Below are 16,068 nucleotides of genomic sequence, written 5' to 3' on the forward strand. Positions count from 1 at the left end.
CGAAACTTCAGTCTGTAGAGTAATGATTCTTTTTCATTTCCCATGTACCAGAAAATTGATATCCTGAAAACTGTGTCCTACCTGATGTGAACAAGCGGAAAGGGGTACTTTATGTTGTTTCAACATTACCAGGTATCTGCCGAGCGCTATGACGAGGCCTTTCACGACAAGCGGGTCCGCGAAGCGTACCGCAATATCGTCAATCAGTTTGAAGCCCTCTCCATGGAAGAGCTGCTCTATCTCAATGAATACGCTAAAATTTCCTTCTTCAATCAGGGAATAACCTTTAACGTATACTCTGAGTCTGCTGGAACAGAGAAGATCTTCCCCTTTGACCTCTTCCCCCGCATCATCACGGGTCAGGAGTGGTCGACTCTTGAACAGGGTCTGCTCCAGCGCACCCATGCCATCAATACCTTTCTTCAGGACATCTACAATGACAAGAAAATCATACGCGACAAAATAATCCCGGCTGATCTTCTGCTGAAATGCAAGAGCTACAACAGACATATGGAGGGATTCATACCGCGCTCCGGTGTCTACTGCCACATCTCCGGCACTGACCTGATACGTCACTGTGATGGCGAGTATTATGTCCTTGAGGACAATGTTCGTTGCCCTTCCGGTGTCAGCTATGTCTACGCCAATCGTACTGCCGTGAAACGCAGTTTTGCCAATGTTCTCTTTCAGGATTCGGTCATTTCCATTGAATCCTACACAGAAGAACTGCTGGCGACCATGGAGTCAGTGGCACCCGATGGCGTCGACGAACCCAACTGCGTACTCCTGACACCAGGCATGTATAATTCCGCCTATTATGAACACACTTTTCTCGCCTATATGATGGGCATAGAGCTGGTGGAAGGCCGTGACCTCTTTGTGGACAACAACTTCGTCTATATGAAGACCATCTATGGCCCAGCCAGAGTGGATGTCATTTACCGGCGCATCGATGAAGAGTTCCTAGACCCTCTGGTCTACCGCCCCGACTCACTCCTTGGGGTTCCCGGCATCATGGAGGCATACCGTCAGGGCAATGTCACCATCATCAACGCTCCAGGCACCGGAATTGCCGACGACAAAGCCATCTACGCCTATCTCCCCCATATCATCCGCTATTACCTCGGTGAGGAACCCATACTGAATAATGTACCCACCTATATCTGCGCCCATGACGATGATTGCCGATATGTGCTGGAGAATCTCAAGGATCTGGTCACAAAGCCCGTGGGGGAGTCAGGAGGCTATGGTATTGTCATCGGCCCCAAAGCCACCCGCAAGGAACTGGCCCAGTGCCGGGAGAACATCCTCGCAAATCCCCGCAATTATATCGCGCAACCGGTCATGAGCCTCTCCGTGCACCCCACATTTATTGACGATAAGTCTTTTGAACCACGCCATATCGACCTGCGCACCTTTACCCTCATCGGCAGAGAACGCGAGTACATCCTCAAGGGTGGCCTCACTCGGGTGGCCCTGAAAAAAGACAGCCTCATTGTCAATTCTTCCCAGGGTGGCGGTTCCAAGGACACCTGGGTGATGGAGGAATAGCAACATGCTCTCACGAATTGCCGAAAGCCTTTTCTGGATCGGACGCTATATCGAGCGCACGGAAAATATGGCCCGTTATGCTGATGTGCAGTACTACACCACCATGGATATCCCCATTCCCGGTCGCAAGCAGATGGTCATGGAATCGATCCTCTCCATGTATGATTGTGAAGAGGAATATTTCCAGCGCTATAGCACCCTTTCCGAAAAGAAACTCTTCTACTTTGCCGCCCTGGATCAGAGCAACCCCATGTCGATGTTTTCCGCGGTTGCCTTCGCCCGTGAAAACGCCCGTGGCATCCGCGAATCCGTCTCCATCGAGTTGTGGGAGAACCTCAACAAGTTCTACCACTCCGTCAAGGACTACTCTCCCGAAAATTTTCAGATAAAAGGGATTCACGAACTCACCAAACATGTCATCGAATACTGCTCTTTGCTGCATGGCTTCATCGACAACTCATTACCCCACGGCATTACCTGGAGCTTTCTCAAAATTGGCATACACCTGGAGCGTACCACCCAGATCTGCCGGATGTTCATGACCAAGCTGGAAGATATCCGGAAAATCCGCGAAGCGGGAATGGGTGAAGTCATCGAACGGCTTATGCTGCGCAACCTCCTGCAGAGTAACAGCGCCCTTGACCTGAGTCGTCGCACCTACAAGTGGATGCTGGATATGGACAATGTCCTGGACATCATGATCCTCCACCAGGAGTTTCCCCGCTCACTGTGCTTCAACCTCCTGCAGCTGCGACACCACCTGTTCCAGCTGGCAGGCACCAACTCGCCTCGACGCGGAACCGTAGAGTTTGACGCCGGTAGACTGGCCTCATATGCCCGCTACCTCAATATTGAAGATATGCAGCAAATGCACCTGTATGATTTCCTCTTCGAGATGCTTGACAAGACCCAGGCCCTGGGCACAAAACTCGAACAGACCTATTTTGAGCACTGAATCACCCAACGCAGCAGGTTTTCGTCGCAATGCACCACTTCGCCACGCCACACAGCGTGGCTTTTTTTCGTCCCAGAACAGCAACATACCGTTCTGAAAGCAGTTTGTCACATGGCATGGAGTTTGCGTTTCTCCCGAGCTTGAAAACTCCACCGCAAAAGACATCATTAACAACAAACACCAAGGAGGATCCCATGGACCTGAACAAGTTTACCCATAAAGCTGCTGAAGCCATTCAGGACGCTCACAACCGCGCACTCACCGCTTCTCACCAACAGATTCTCCCCCTGCACCTGCTGGCGGCGCTGACACAGCAAAGCGGTGGTACCATACCCGCACTGATCAGCAAACTGGGCGTCAACATCAACGCACTGAACACTGACATTGAACAGCAACTGAACAGGCTCCCTCAGGTCTCCGGTTCGGGAGCCCAGGTTTACCTCTCCCAGGAGCTGGCCAGACTCCTCGCCTTTGCGGAAAAAATCCAGAAGGAATACAGCGACAGCTTTATCAGTGTTGAACATCTTTTTCTCAGCCTGATACAGCATGGCGGCAGCGCAGTTGATGAAATTCTGCGCCGTTTTCAGCTGGAGCAGAAGAAGGTAACCGAGGCTATCAGCGCACTACGCGGCAAACAGCATGTGGATACTCAGGACCCTGAAGGAACTTTCAACGCCCTGGAAAAATACGGACGAGACCTGGTGCGTGCTGCCCGTGATGGCAAACTTGATCCGGTCATTGGTCGAGACGAAGAGATTCGGCGTGCCGTGCGCATTCTTTCGCGACGCACCAAAAACAACCCAGTGCTTATCGGCGAGCCAGGCGTGGGCAAAACCGCCATTGTCGAAGGGCTCGCTCACCGTATCGTCAACAGTGATGTCCCCGAAGGGCTCAAAGAGAAGATGATTTTCTCCCTGGATATGGGAGCCCTGATCGCCGGAGCCAAATACCGTGGCGAGTTTGAAGAGCGCCTGAAAGCAGTACTGAAGGAAGTCAGTGAGAGCAGCGGGCGCATTATTCTCTTCATAGACGAGCTGCATACCATCGTCGGTGCCGGCAAGAGCGAAGGCGCCATGGATGCCGGCAATCTCCTGAAGCCAATGCTGGCCAGAGGAGAGCTGCGCTGCATTGGCGCCACTACCCTTGACGAATACCGCAAGCATATAGAAAAGGACCCCGCCCTGGAGCGCCGCTTTCAGCCTATTCAGGTACAGGAACCCACGGTGGAGGACACCATCTCCATCCTGCGTGGGCTCAAGGAGAAATTTGAAATTCACCATGGGGTGACCATACACGACCACGCCATTGTGGCAGCCGCAACACTCTCTGATCGCTATATTACCGACCGATTCCTGCCTGACAAAGCCATCGATCTGGTGGACGAAGCCGCCGCCATGGTGCGCACTGAGATTGATTCTTCGCCGGCAGAAATGGATACCCTCTACCGCCGGATCATGCAGCTGGAAATTGAACAGGAAGCACTGAAACGGGAGAAAGATCGTGCCTCACAGGAGCGCCTTGAAAAGCTCAGTCAAGAGTTGGCGGATGTGCGGGAATCCTACAATGCCATGAAAACCCGCTGGGAAATGGAAAAGCAGGCCATCGGTGGACTACAGCATATCAAGGAAGAAATCGAGCGCACACGGCACGAAATTGAGCGCTTCCAGCGGGAGTATAACCTGGAAAAGGTTGCCGAACTGAAGTATGGCAGACTCACGGAACTGGAAAAGAAGCTCCAGGAGGCTGAAGAGTACCAGAAAACCCGTGATCGTGGAGACTCGCTGTTGAAAGAGGAAGTGACGGAAAGCGAAATAGCGGCCATTGTGGCCCGCTGGACCGGTATTCCCGTCACCAAGCTGGTTGAAGGCGAGAAGGAGAAGGTTCTTCGCCTGGGAGAAACCCTGCACCAACGGGTCATCGGGCAGGATGAGGCGGTTGACTCCGTCGTGGACGCGGTGATTCGCGCCAGAGGTGGCATCCAGGACCCAGATCGCCCCCTTGGCTCCTTTATCTTCCTCGGCCCTACAGGAGTCGGCAAGACGGAACTGGCCCGCAGCCTGGCTGAGGCCCTTTTTGACAGCGAGGAAAACATGATCCGCATCGACATGTCCGAGTACATGGAAAAACATGCGGTTTCCCGCCTGATCGGGGCCCCTCCGGGATATGTTGGCTATGATGAAGGTGGCCAGCTGACGGAGGCCGTACGGCGCAAGCCTTACAGTGTCCTGCTCTTCGATGAAATTGAAAAGGCTCATGCTGACGTATTTAACCTGCTGCTGCAGCTCCTGGATGACGGCAGACTCACTGACAGCCATGGACGCACTGTCAATTTCCGCAACACGGTCATTATCATGACCTCCAACATAGGCAGCCATCTGTTACTGGACGCGGCCATAAGCGGCAGCGGCATCACCGAGGATGTCCGCCAGCAGGTAACCCGCGAGTTGCGTCATCACTTCCGTCCGGAGTTTCTCAACCGGGTGGACGAGACCATTATCTTTGAGCCCCTCAGTGTGGATCAGGTGAAACAGATTGTGAAGCTGCAGGTCATTCGACTGAACAGGCGCCTGGCTGAGCAGTTTATCCATGTTGAGCTCACCGAGAGCGCCCTGGAGTTCTTCGCCCGGAAATCCTACGAACCCCAGTACGGAGCGCGTCCAGTCAAACGCTATCTCCAGCGCAACCTGGAAACGCCCCTGGCACGTAAAATCATCGCTGGAGAAATCCGCGAAGAGCAGGAGGTGCATGTGGATGTGGAAGGGGATCAGCTGATCTTCAGGTAAAAGAAGAGAGAGACTGACACAGAGATACCAAGGGAGAAGTTTTTAGCGGTGAGCGCCAGCACTCCGAAAGCGAGCCTGGATGGCGAGCGGCAGACCCTCTCGCCAGGAAGAAAAGCGAGCGTGGTCTGCGAGGAGTGTTGGCGCTCACATTTGTTTTACGCATGTTTATTTGCGTTCATTCTCGGTTTCATCGGCCTTTTTCGTATTTCGTGGTTTTCTTTTATTTATTTCGAAATATGCTCCACAGCCTTCAGCACTTCGGATGGAATATCGGACAGGGGCGTGACCACATCGATACCCCCTTTGTCGATGGCAACCTTGGGCATGCCGAAGACCACACAACTCTTCTCATCCTGGGCAATGGTACGCGCACCCTCTTCGCGCATATGCAGAATACCCTTGGCACCATCGCCACCCATGCCGGTCATGATGACACCCACCGCGTTGCGACCAGCCGTCTTGGCCACCGAGTTAAACAGCACATCAACACTGGGACGATGTCCGGATACCTTGTGACCGGAGCCGATTTCCACGTAATAAAAGGCCCCACTGCGACGCAGCACCATATGGAAGTCGCCTGGACACAACAGGGCAAGCCCGCGACCCACCTGATCTCCATTTTTGGCTTCCCGCACCTCAATGCCGCATACTGTATTCAAACGCTCGGCAAAGAGCTTCGTAAAGTCCTTGGGCATGTGCTGCACAATCACAATCCCTGGGCAATCTATGGGCAGTGCAGACAGAACCTGCTTCAGCGCTTCGGTTCCACCCGTGGAAGCGCCCATGGCAATGACTTTCTGGGTCGTCTCCGAAAGGGCCATGGAAGAAAGCTTCGGGACCGGTCGGGTTAAGGCTTTTTCGTGCTGAGCCTTCACATTGGCTCTGGCTGCTGACTTCACCTTTTCGATCAGTTCAGCGCGGATCTCGTCAGCACCATCATAAATATTGGAGTGGGGCTTTGGTACATAGTCAACGGCACCCGCCTCCAGGGCATCCAGTGTCGTACGTGCGCCCTCCTGGGTCAGCGATGACACCATTACCACCGGTGTCGGCATGAACTTCATGAGTTTACGCAGGAACGAAATCCCATCCATGCGTGGCATCTCAACATCAAGACAAATGACGTCAGGTCGCAGCTGAATTATCTTATCCCTGGCAACATAGGCATCTGGAGCGACACCCACCACCTCAATATCGCGATCAGCTTCCAGTATTTCCCGCAGGACCGCGCGTGCTGTAGCACTGTCGTCAACAATCAGGACGCGGATGGGCATCGCTAGACTCCTTCATTGGGATTCTTGGTATATTTGAGAAAGACCTTCCCCGTATCACTCTGGACCAGAATGCGACGGCCCCGTGCACCTTCGAGATCCTGGGCGACGATGGGAATGCGATACTCCTGGAGAATCTCCTTGGCAACAATCACATTGCGTTTGCCTATCATGAGCTGTTCATTAGTAGTCGTATTGAGATTGGCACCACCAAAAACCTTGGCCTGCAGGTTGCGGATATTGCAGCCGACATTTTCCATGGACTCAATCAGGCGAGGAATGGAAATATTGCCATATTTTGGACTCTGAAGCTCCGTTCCATTCCACAGGGGCATCAGGTAGTGATTCAGGGAAGATATTCCTTCATAGGGGTCATGAAGACACACCGCCACACACGAGCCAAGCACTGTGACGATTTCCGTGGGTTTGACCCCGACAAATATCTCACCGACTTTGATATAGCGTTTCTGATACACTCCGTTCATCGTGCTGCTCACATTTCCACCATATCTTCGTCATCAAACTCCCCGTCAAAGGAGTCCCCATCGGCAAAATCGTCAAAACGAACAGGTTGAGCAGGCAGTCGCACCGTAAAAACGGTCTGCTCACTGGAGGAATAACTTTCTATGGATCCATCTAAAGACTCCACAAGCCCTTTCACCACGCTCAGCCCCAGACCCAGTCCAGTATGCGGTCGATTCTTGCCGGAATGAAACTGGGTGAAACGGTTAAAAATCTTGCCGTGATATTGAGTGGGTATCCCTTCGCCAAAATCCTTCACAAAGATGACGATACTTCCATCATCAACCCCGGCCCACACGACAATTCTGCCATGGACATGGGAGTATTCGCAGGCGTTGGAAAGCAGATTCAGCAGAATCGTAAAGAGTTTGGCACTATCGGACTGTACCGCGCCGGACAGCTCGTTAAACAGCTGAATGTCCAGATGTTTATCCGCAATGATATAGCGCAGACTGGAGCGAACCTCATTGACAAGTTCATCCAGATAAACGTCTTCAAAGGTATTCTGTATCTGACCGGATTCAATCTCCGCCGCCGCGAATATATTCTTCATATGAAAATCAATGCGCTGCAGTTCCTGATGAGTCATGCGGGCGATATCGGCGATTTTTTCTGTATGGCGACCACTGGCAAGGGCCTGGGAAAAACTGAGAAGCGATGAGATGGGGTTGTTGAATTCATTTTTTATCAGTGAAAGAAATTCACTTTTCACCGCCTCAGCCTGACGCGCCTTGTCATTGAGATCCAGAAGGTTCTGCGTCATGCGCTGCATCTCTTCAATGGAAGCATTCTTCTCGCGAAAACGTCGCTGAATTTCCCCGAGAAAATCGCCATCTTCCACTTTCGTTATGTCAATCACCCATCACCTCCTCGTATATCGTGATTCCATCAGTTTTTCAGTAGAGTCCTTCCACATTGAGGATAAGGGAGACCATTCCATTGCCCATCACTGCCGCACCGGAGACCTGGGGCACCCGGATGCTCCCTTCACCGATGGGCTTGATCACCACCTGCTGACGGCTGATCAGTTCGTCAACCAGCAGCGCGAAGTGGCCGTTGTCGTTCTCTACGTGCACCAGCGTGGCCTCTGCGGCTTTCAGGCGTTTTGCAGCCCTGATATTCAGCACTTCATCAAGGCGAACGATGGGCAGGATTTCTTCGCGCAGCTTCACAAACTCGCCCTTGCCTTGGTAGGTGAACACGCTGTCATTGCTGGGCTGGAAGGACTCCAGAATCGACAGCGTCGGGATGATAAAGGTTTCGTGCGCGCAGCGCACCAGCATGCCATCGATAATCGCCAGCGTCAGCGGAAGCTGCAGGCTGAAGGTCGTGCCCTGCTGGGCCATGGACTGGATTTCCACTTTCCCGCGCAGCTGTTCTACGGAACTGCGCACCACATCAAGGCCAACACCACGGCCAGAGAGGTCGCTGATGGCTTCGGCGGTGGAGAAGCCTGCCTGCATGATCAGGCTGTACACCTGGGTGTCGCTGAGTTCCTCTTCGGCGCTCACCAGGCCCTGCCTGATGGCTTTGTGCAGTACTTTCTCACGGTTGATCCCACGGCCGTCGTCACTGATTTCGATCACGATGGAGCCGCCTTTGTGGAAGGCCCGCAGGAAGATATTCCCCTGGATCGGCTTGCCATGGAGGGTGCGTTCGGCGGGGTCGGATTCGATGCCGTGGTCGATGGCATTGCGGATCAGGTGGATCAGCGGGTCGCCAAGGGCGTCAACCATGTTCTTGTCGATTTCCGTGTCTTCGCCGCTGATGTGCAGCACGATGTCCTTGTCGATTTTGCGCGAGGCGTCGCGCACCACCCGGCGCATCTTCTCGAAGGTATCCCGGATGGGGACCATGCGCAGGGACATGACCCGGTTCTGGATCAGGCGCGTGATCTTCGACAGCACGTCCAGGGTCTTCTTCACGTGTTCGTCGGCGATGTCCTGAATGGTGGGGTTCTGGGTCAGGAAGCTCTGGGCGATCACCAGTTCGCCGACGGAGTCGAAGAGTTCGTCCAGTTTCTTCGTGTCGATGCGCACGAAGGAGCGTTTCTCGTCGCGACCGCGATTGGCGGGGGCGCTGCGCTCTGCGGCACGGTCCGCTTCGACCTCGGACTCTGCGGCAAGAGCAGTGGGTGCTGCGGCAATGGCGTCTGCACTCTCCGGGGCGGTGGGTGGCTCTGTGGGGAGCTCTGTGGATGCCTCTGCCGGGGCGGTGGGAGGCGCGCTGGCGGCAGTGTCCGGTGCTGGCGGTTCACGGTGCCCCTCATCAGGGCTTGTAGCTGCAGCGGTAACAGGAGCTGCCGGTGAAGGTGCCGGAGTCGGCGCGGGTGCGCTGTCGCTCTGGGCTATGGATGCCGGCTCGCTCGTTTCGTCGTCTACGACGCGAACGCGGTATTCAAAGTCGTCAAGGAATTCGAAGATCTCTTCGATTTCCCCCTGGGGATGGTCGCTGGCCATATAGATGTCCACGATGCCAATGTCGCAGCGCAGCGGGTCGATGTCGCTCAGGTGGCTCACCCGGCTGAGGTCCCAGCGGACACTCAGGATGCTGCCCTGTTCGCGCAGCAGGCGCAGGAAGATGGCGTGGTCGTAGCCGCGGATGTAGATGTCGCTGTCAAGGGTCAGCTGGATGTGATACAGGTGCTCGCCGGGGCCTTTGCGGCTCTGCAGTTCACCAAGGTCAATGTGGTCTGCGCCCTCACGGCTGCCGGGATCTGACGGCGCGCGCCCTCCAACGGCGCTGGCACTGTCGGTGCTGTCGTCAGGGGCTTCGGGCACGCTGGCAAACTCTTCGGCAAGGTCACGCAGCACTTCGCGGTAGGCGGTCTGACTGGGTCGTTGGTCGCTGGTGTCTTCTGCGGTGGCACTCCCGGTTTCCTCGGCGGGGCTGACGCGCACCAGCAGCTGGCGGATGTGCTCAAGGCTCTGTTCATAGCGGGCAGGATGGGTCAGTTCTGAGCGTTCCTGCACTTCGTCGTCAAAGACGTCCTTGATCACGTCCACCGCGTCAAGGAAGGTGTCGATCACGGCGGTGTTCACGGTGCCCTGGCCCGCGCGGTAGTAGTCAAGCGCGTCTTCAAAGCTGTGCACAAAGGTGCCAAGACGGGTGAAACCGATGGAGTTGGCGCTGCCCTTCAGGGTGTGCACGCCACGGAAGAGTTCGTTCAGGGTGTCGCTGTTGCCCGGGTCGCTCTCAAGGTCCATCACATCGCTGTCGAGCTTTTCGATGATTTCGCTGGCTTCCTCTATGAAAATCTGGCGCAGGCGCTCGCGGCTCATGGCACGCTCCAGTACTGACGACCAAGCTCGGGATGCTCAAGGGGCATGTCAAAGAGGTCGATCACGATGTCACGATGGCTGCGGCGGATCGCCCCGAGCAGCTGCAGAAGGCTGGAGCTGCCAAGGCTTTCACGGGCGTCCTGGATGCCGATGTGCTCGATGTACTCGATGCGGCTCAGCAGAAACTGCCGAAGCTGCTCCACGTCCTCGGCGTCCATGCCAAGGCTGATATTCAGGGTTTCGCCGTCTATTTCAAACATCGCTGTCCTTTCTGGAGAAGAGAAGCAAACCACGAAATACACCAAACTGTTTGCGCCTGTATGCTCAGTTTTTTCTTCCCTTGGCGTCCTTCGCGTCTTTGCGAGAGAAATGGCTTTTTTTCTGGCTTTTCTTTATGCCCGAGCGATCTTCAGCGGCCTGCTTAGAATTCCTTCAGGTCGTCTTCATCCAGGGGAAAGATATCGTCGTTCTCGTTGCGCGCTTTCTTGCTGCCCCTGCCACTGCCGCTGCTGCCACGGGGATCATGGAAGGCCGGGGCAAGCTGCTTGGAGCCTGAGGGCTTCGCCGGGCTGCCCGGGGCGCTGACGCGCACACGACCACCGGCGGGCGGAAGCGGAGCACTCACACGGCTGCCGCTTTCGCTCTCCATGCGAAAACCTACGAAGTTCGCCACGGTGGAGACGCTGTTGAGCATGGCCACGGCCTGAGCGTTCAGCTCTTCAGCCGCGGCAGCGGCTTCTTCAGAGTTGGCGGCGTTCTGCTGGGTCACTTTATCTATCTGGCTCATGGCTGTCGAGATCTGGTTCATGCCTTCGGACTGCTCTTTCACCGAAACGGTGATCTCGCCGATCAGGTCCGAGGTCTTCTTGATCTGCTGACGGATTTCATCAAAGGCGCTGTTGGTCTCTTCGGCCACGCTGTTGCCCTGACGAATCTGACTGATGGTGCGCTGGATGATGTCGGCGGTCTCACGCGCCGCATTGGCACTGCGCTGCGCAAGGCTCTTCACTTCCTCCGCCACCACTGCAAAACCAAGTCCGTGCTCGCCGGCGCGCGCCGCTTCAACGGCCGCGTTCAGCGCGAGAAGGTTCGTCTGGAAGGCGATTTCGTCGATGGTCTTGATGATCTGCGATATGCGCTCCGAGGACGCGGTCACTTCCTCCATGGAGCTCATCAGCTGCTGGACCTTCTCATAGCCCTCATTGGCGGCCTGCGTCGCCTGACCGGCAAGAATGTCTGCCTGACGCGTGTTCTCCGCATTCTGATTGTTAATCGATGTCGCTTCCTCAACGGTCGCCGTCACTTCCTCTACACTGTTGGCCTGCTCAGAGGCGCCTTCTGCAAGTGAACTCGACGACGACGCAATCTGGTCAGAGGCGCTTACCACCTGTGAGTTTGCTTCTGATATATTGCGGATCGCGGCGATTATGGGCTTGGCCAGTATATAAGCCATCAGAAAGGCGATGGCGCCGACAACTGCCAGAATGATGGCACCAAGCATAAGGGAGACATTACGCAGCTGATATACGGGTTCCAACACTTCATCCTGGAACATCTCCGTCAGGATAGCCCAGCGAACGCCATACACTTCTACAGGGCCGTAGGCAGAAAGCACTTGATGCCCCAGATAGTCTGTACCGACACGCACGCCATTTTCTCCGCGAAGGGCAGCCTGGGCCATTTCCGTACGCACCGCTCCCTGACTGGGGTTGCGAAATGAGTTGGCGACAGAGTGGGTATTGGGCTCCAGGAAACTGTCACTGCGCATAAGGTTATCGGGGCCGACGAGATAGCTTTCACCGGTTTCACCCAGTCCGGTACGATTCTGCATAATGTTGTTGACAGTCGCGATACTGATGTCCAGCACCATGACACCCAGCATGGTGTTGCCTGCCATGATAGGGATACCCATGAACATGGTGGGGCGGTTACCAGCGGGACCATAGGGAGCCATGTCGACAAAAGCCACCTGCTGGGTAGAGACCACCCGACGCCAGGCTTCTGCCAGGCCACTGTTACGCAGGGGACCACTGCCCACGTTCTGTCCAAGATCATCACGTTTCGCCAGAGAGTACATGACATGGCCGTGGAGACGGCAGACCATATAGATATCATTCAGTTCGAAGGCTTCAGCGGCACCACGGTAGAGGGGCTCAAAGCGCTGGTAAACTTCCCGCACATCGGGATAGTCAGTAATAAAGAATGGATCTTCCGCTCCGACATTGTGTTCGTTGTGCAGGCGCACCAGCTCGCGGAACATTTCAGCCACATCAGAGCTGCGGGCAAAAACGCCAATGCCTTCAGCGGTACTGTCAAGGTACAGGGAGAGCTCCCCCCGCACAAGGTCCCGAATAGCCTCCAGCTTAGCGGAAGCTTCACGATCCAGAGCATTTGCTGCAGAAAAATAGGAAAGGGTTCCCATTATCATAAAGGGCAGCAAGCCGACGATGAGCAGTACGGCTATCAGTTGTTTTTTTAATGTCATAGTGGAAGATCTCATGTCGATTCTCCTTAAAATTGGATCGTGTCAAGGTGAGATGGTGCCCCATTCACCTCTTCGTTACTTTCACCATTTAAATGCCCAGAACCATTTTTATTGATTTGACCAGTTTCTGGTCACTGAACGGCTTTACCATCCAGCCGGTTACCCCGATGGCTTTGCCTTTTTCCTTCATCTCGGCTGAACTCTCTGTGGTGAGAATGAGAATGGGTTTACTCTTGAAGCGCGGGTCCTGTTTTAATTTCGCAGACACCTCAAGGCCACTGACCTGGGGCATATTGATGTCAGATATCAAAAGGTCATAGTCTATACTACCGCCAAGTGCTTCATCCAGGAACTGCTGAGGATTACTGTACGTAAAAAAATGCACCTGCCCTGACTGCACAAGCTCTTCCAGCGCCAATTCAGCTGAGGCCAGGATCGTCCGCGAGTCATCCACCAGAATTACTTTTTTCGCCATATATTCCCCTATCAGAATAAATCGTTACTTAATGGCGTTATAACATCAAAGTGTTACCCTTGCATCTGAATTTTAGATAGCGCTGGCAAAATAATTGTCTTATGACATAATAGGAATTCATTTACTTAGAACTTGTCCATAAATAATCATTGACCCGAGCAATGTTTCGCTGTAGAATGATCCACAAAAGATCATTCATGGCGGTGATTTATGTCTAAAGTGCAATCATGGGAAGTTTCAGATGCCTTCTGGCAAAGAGTTGAGCCTTTACTGCCAATCCAGCAAAGAGATCCTGACAAGATCTACAAGCGCAAGCCTGGTGGTGGGCGCAAGCGACTTGACCCCAGGAAGGCGTTTTCCGGCATTGTCTATGTGCTGCGCACCGGTTGTCAGTGGAAAGCGATACCCAAGGAGCAGTTTGGTTGCGCCAGTGCAGTGCACAAGTACTTCATTGAATGGAGTAAGGCCGGTGTATTCGAAGCTATTTGGCGTCAGGGGCTGGCTGAGTATGACGAGATGGAGGGGATAGCTTGGGAGTGGCAAAGCATAGATGGCGGAATGTACAAAGCTCCAATGGCTCTTGAAACCGTAGGGAAGAACCCGACGGATCGGGGAAAAAAACGGGAGCAAGCGTCATGTCCTGGTGGACGGTCGTGGCGTCCCGTTGTCCATCGTCGTAACCGGAGCGAACCGGCATGATGTGAGCCAGCTTGAAGCCGTTCTTGATGGCGTAGTCTTCGAGAAGCCTGCAGAGCAGGAGCAGCATCTTTGCGCAGATTGTGGCTACAAGGGAAAGCCGGCGCTCAGCAGCATTCTTCAGCGCGGATACATACCCCATGTAAAGCAGCGAAAAGAAGAGATCGAGGACAAGAAGCGTGACCCATCAAAGAAGGCGAGGCGCTGGATAGTGGAAGCATCTATTTCCTGGTTCAACCGTTTCAGGAAGATTCATGTGCGCTTTGAGAAGCTTGAGGTCACTCACTACGGATTGACGTGTCTCGCGGCGGCGATAATCACATACAGGAAAATCGGCGTAATTTATGGATAAGTCCTTATTCTGAGGTGGACGATGCTCAAGCAGGATATTCTGGCGCTGGCGAAAAATACTTCCGTTTTGTATGTCGAAGACGAAGATGCCACCCGCAATTCCATTGCGCTTCTCTTTGAACGTCTGTTCAGGGAAGTTCTGCTGGCTACCAATGGTAAAGAAGGTCTGGATATATATCGGCAGAAGCGCCCCGACCTCATCATCACCGATGTCACCATGCCTGTGATGGATGGTTTTCAGATGATCGAGTCGATCCGTGAAAATGACCTGGACCAGAAAGTCATTGTCATTTCGGCCCATGGGGACTCCCGCTTTCTGCAGCGCGCCATTAATCTGCGCGTCAACGGCTACGTCATGAAACCGGTGATGCAGGACTCCCTTCTGAACTCCATCACCGATGCCCTGGAACTGCTGTGGTCGAAGCGACAACTGGAAGAACTCAATTCGCACCTTGAAGAGCGGGTGCGGCAGGAGGTGGAAAAAAACCGCCAGAAAGACACGTTGACCATACAGATGCTGGAACAGGTTCTGGAGGCTTATCCCAACCCGACCATTGTCTACGAAGCGTCCACCATTCGCTATATCAACCAGGCCCTGGGCGCCATGGTGCAAAAGGAGAATTACGCGGATCTTGTGGGAAGGGACTTTGACATCAGCCAATGCTTTCTGCAGGAGAAGGGCTCGGTACATCAGCTGAAAGATCTGCGCCCCGGAGACACCACACCCAAAACCGTCTCAATAAAAACCACCATGGGCCGAAAAATCTACCTGGTGCTGGTGCGGGAGCTGAACCTCCACGGCACTCCACACGTTCTCTACACCTTCAATGACATTACCCTGCCCGAATACCAGAAAATTAAAATAGCCCAGTATACTGAATTCCTGGAAGAGTTTGTATTCACCTCACGCTCACAGAAAACGCCAGAGGTCGCAACCCCAGAGCCGGCACCCGCCAGACAAACACCGGCTTCATCACCGGCCACTCCAAAGAAGCAAGCTGAACTGGATCAGTCCCTCAACGACAAGGAAAAGAATGTCCTGCGCAAAAGCCACAGCGAAAAGGTTACGGCCCAGGAGTTTGTCGCGGACATCGGCGAAGAGATACTCTATGAACTCTATGAACTTGAAGAGCTGGAAGAGGACATTGATATAGCCCTGGAGCAATTTGCCGGCTCACCTCACAAGGCAAACCTGGAACGCGTCTCCAGTCTGTTCAGCAAATATGCCAGCACAATGTCACTGATCTTCGAATTCTCCGACCTCTCCTACGCCATCACTTCCCTGTCCTCCATTCTGCGTAACGTAGAAATGGCACAGCTCGACGATCGCAAGATCGTCATCCTGAAAACCTACCTCAAAGCTATCCGCGAAGATCTGCAGAACTGGCGGACAACCATTTTTGTCACCCGGGAATCAAAGGACATCCACTATCTGGACAGCTCGCTCTTCAGTTCCTGCCTGCAGATTGAGTATACCCTTTCCGGAAAGGAAGAGGAGCAGAGTCAGGAAGAGGATGATCTGGATATCTTTTTCTGAAGCATTCGCTCGCGATATCAAAAAAAAAGCATCCGAAAAATAAAAAACATTGATTTTCCGATCACATGACAGATATTGTGATAGTGGCTTCGAAATAGAATTGCCAGGGAAGGCGATTGAAGTGACTGTTTGCAGGGAAGCAAGGCATTTCCCTCATCTGC

General features: G+C 53.8%; 12 protein-coding genes. 5 read left to right on the plus strand and 7 right to left on the minus strand.

Going from position 1 to position 16,068, the window contains the following annotated elements; all coding sequences use genetic code 11:
• Positions 1–111: 111 nt before the first annotated feature.
• The 3 genes from ACZ46I_RS10655 to clpB all read left to right on the plus strand — a co-directional run bounded on the left by ACZ46I_RS10655 (position 112) and on the right by clpB (position 5,289).
• Positions 112–1,551 carry a circularly permuted type 2 ATP-grasp protein gene (locus tag ACZ46I_RS10655; protein WP_226509022.1) on the plus strand — a complete coding sequence of 480 codons (1,440 nt, stop codon included), beginning with the start codon at positions 112–114 and terminating at the stop codon, positions 1,549–1,551.
• 4 nt (positions 1,552–1,555) lie between these two features.
• Positions 1,556–2,506 (plus strand): alpha-E domain-containing protein, encoded by a 951-nt coding sequence (locus ACZ46I_RS10660; protein WP_464280765.1) that lies wholly within the window; start codon positions 1,556–1,558, stop codon positions 2,504–2,506.
• A gap of 194 nt (positions 2,507–2,700) precedes the next feature.
• Positions 2,701–5,289 carry an ATP-dependent chaperone ClpB gene (clpB, locus tag ACZ46I_RS10665; RefSeq protein ID WP_464280766.1) on the plus strand — a complete coding sequence of 863 codons (2,589 nt, stop codon included), beginning with the start codon at positions 2,701–2,703 and terminating at the stop codon, positions 5,287–5,289.
• Between the two features lie 224 nt (positions 5,290–5,513).
• Here the strand turns inward: clpB and ACZ46I_RS10670 are convergent, their stop codons facing one another.
• The 7 genes from ACZ46I_RS10670 to ACZ46I_RS10700 all read right to left on the minus strand — a co-directional run bounded on the left by ACZ46I_RS10670 (position 5,514) and on the right by ACZ46I_RS10700 (position 13,323).
• Positions 5,514–6,563: a protein-glutamate methylesterase/protein-glutamine glutaminase gene (locus ACZ46I_RS10670; RefSeq protein WP_013505864.1), complete on the minus strand. Its 1,050-nt coding sequence runs from the start codon at positions 6,561–6,563 to the stop codon at positions 5,514–5,516.
• 2 nt (positions 6,564–6,565) lie between these two features.
• A complete protein-coding gene (locus ACZ46I_RS10675; protein ID WP_198007133.1) occupies positions 6,566–7,057 on the minus strand; it encodes a chemotaxis protein CheD in 492 nt (163 codons plus the stop codon).
• Positions 7,054–7,941 carry a sensor histidine kinase gene (locus ACZ46I_RS10680; protein ID WP_464280767.1) on the minus strand — a complete coding sequence of 296 codons (888 nt, stop codon included), beginning with the start codon at positions 7,939–7,941 and terminating at the stop codon, positions 7,054–7,056. Before ACZ46I_RS10680 ends, ACZ46I_RS10675 begins: the two co-directional genes overlap by 4 nt.
• A gap of 37 nt (positions 7,942–7,978) precedes the next feature.
• A complete protein-coding gene (locus ACZ46I_RS10685; RefSeq protein WP_464280768.1) occupies positions 7,979–10,363 on the minus strand; it encodes a chemotaxis protein CheA in 2,385 nt (794 codons plus the stop codon).
• Positions 10,360–10,623 (minus strand): hypothetical protein, encoded by a 264-nt coding sequence (locus ACZ46I_RS10690; protein WP_464280769.1) that lies wholly within the window; start codon positions 10,621–10,623, stop codon positions 10,360–10,362. Before ACZ46I_RS10690 ends, ACZ46I_RS10685 begins: the two co-directional genes overlap by 4 nt.
• 161 nt (positions 10,624–10,784) lie before the next feature.
• Entirely contained in the window at positions 10,785–12,863 is a 2,079-nt protein-coding gene (locus ACZ46I_RS10695) for a methyl-accepting chemotaxis protein (RefSeq protein WP_464280770.1), read from the minus strand.
• A 73-nt stretch (positions 12,864–12,936) separates the two neighbouring features.
• Positions 12,937–13,323 (minus strand): response regulator, encoded by a 387-nt coding sequence (locus ACZ46I_RS10700; RefSeq protein ID WP_013505858.1) that lies wholly within the window; start codon positions 13,321–13,323, stop codon positions 12,937–12,939.
• Between the two features lie 210 nt (positions 13,324–13,533).
• On the opposite strand from ACZ46I_RS10700, the gene ACZ46I_RS10705 reads away from it, so the two are divergent.
• Together ACZ46I_RS10705 and ACZ46I_RS10710 are read left to right on the plus strand one after the other, a co-directional pair.
• Positions 13,534–14,371, plus strand: a protein-coding gene (locus ACZ46I_RS10705; protein ID WP_464280308.1) for an IS5 family transposase whose coding sequence is annotated in 2 segments (ribosomal slippage) — positions 13,534–13,938 and positions 13,940–14,371 — 837 coding nt in all. Because the reading frame shifts where the segments join, the coding sequence is not laid out codon by codon here.
• A 21-nt stretch (positions 14,372–14,392) separates the two neighbouring features.
• Positions 14,393–15,907, plus strand: coding sequence for a response regulator transcription factor (locus tag ACZ46I_RS10710; RefSeq protein WP_464280771.1), 1,515 nt, complete (start codon positions 14,393–14,395; stop codon positions 15,905–15,907).
• The last annotated feature ends 161 nt before the right edge of the window (positions 15,908–16,068 follow it).

This window comes from Desulfurispirillum alkaliphilum, assembly GCF_055378285.1.

Excerpts from the sequence above, each read along its gene's own strand:
- ACZ46I_RS10710 (WP_464280771.1), top strand. The coding sequence starts at position 14,393 with ATGCTCAAGCAGGATATTCTGGCGCTGGCGAAAAATACTTCCGTTTTG.
- ACZ46I_RS10685 (WP_464280768.1), bottom strand. The coding sequence starts at position 10,363 with ATGAGCCGCGAGCGCCTGCGCCAGATTTTCATAGAGGAAGCCAGCGAA.
- ACZ46I_RS10660 (WP_464280765.1), top strand. The coding sequence starts at position 1,556 with ATGCTCTCACGAATTGCCGAAAGCCTTTTCTGGATCGGACGCTATATC.
- ACZ46I_RS10695 (WP_464280770.1), bottom strand. The coding sequence starts at position 12,863 with ATGAGATCTTCCACTATGACATTAAAAAAACAACTGATAGCCGTACTG.
- clpB (WP_464280766.1), top strand. The coding sequence starts at position 2,701 with ATGGACCTGAACAAGTTTACCCATAAAGCTGCTGAAGCCATTCAGGAC.
- ACZ46I_RS10655 (WP_226509022.1), top strand. The coding sequence starts at position 112 with ATGTTGTTTCAACATTACCAGGTATCTGCCGAGCGCTATGACGAGGCC.
- ACZ46I_RS10690 (WP_464280769.1), bottom strand. The coding sequence starts at position 10,623 with ATGTTTGAAATAGACGGCGAAACCCTGAATATCAGCCTTGGCATGGAC.
- ACZ46I_RS10670 (WP_013505864.1), bottom strand. The coding sequence starts at position 6,563 with ATGCCCATCCGCGTCCTGATTGTTGACGACAGTGCTACAGCACGCGCG.
- ACZ46I_RS10700 (WP_013505858.1), bottom strand. The coding sequence starts at position 13,323 with ATGGCGAAAAAAGTAATTCTGGTGGATGACTCGCGGACGATCCTGGCC.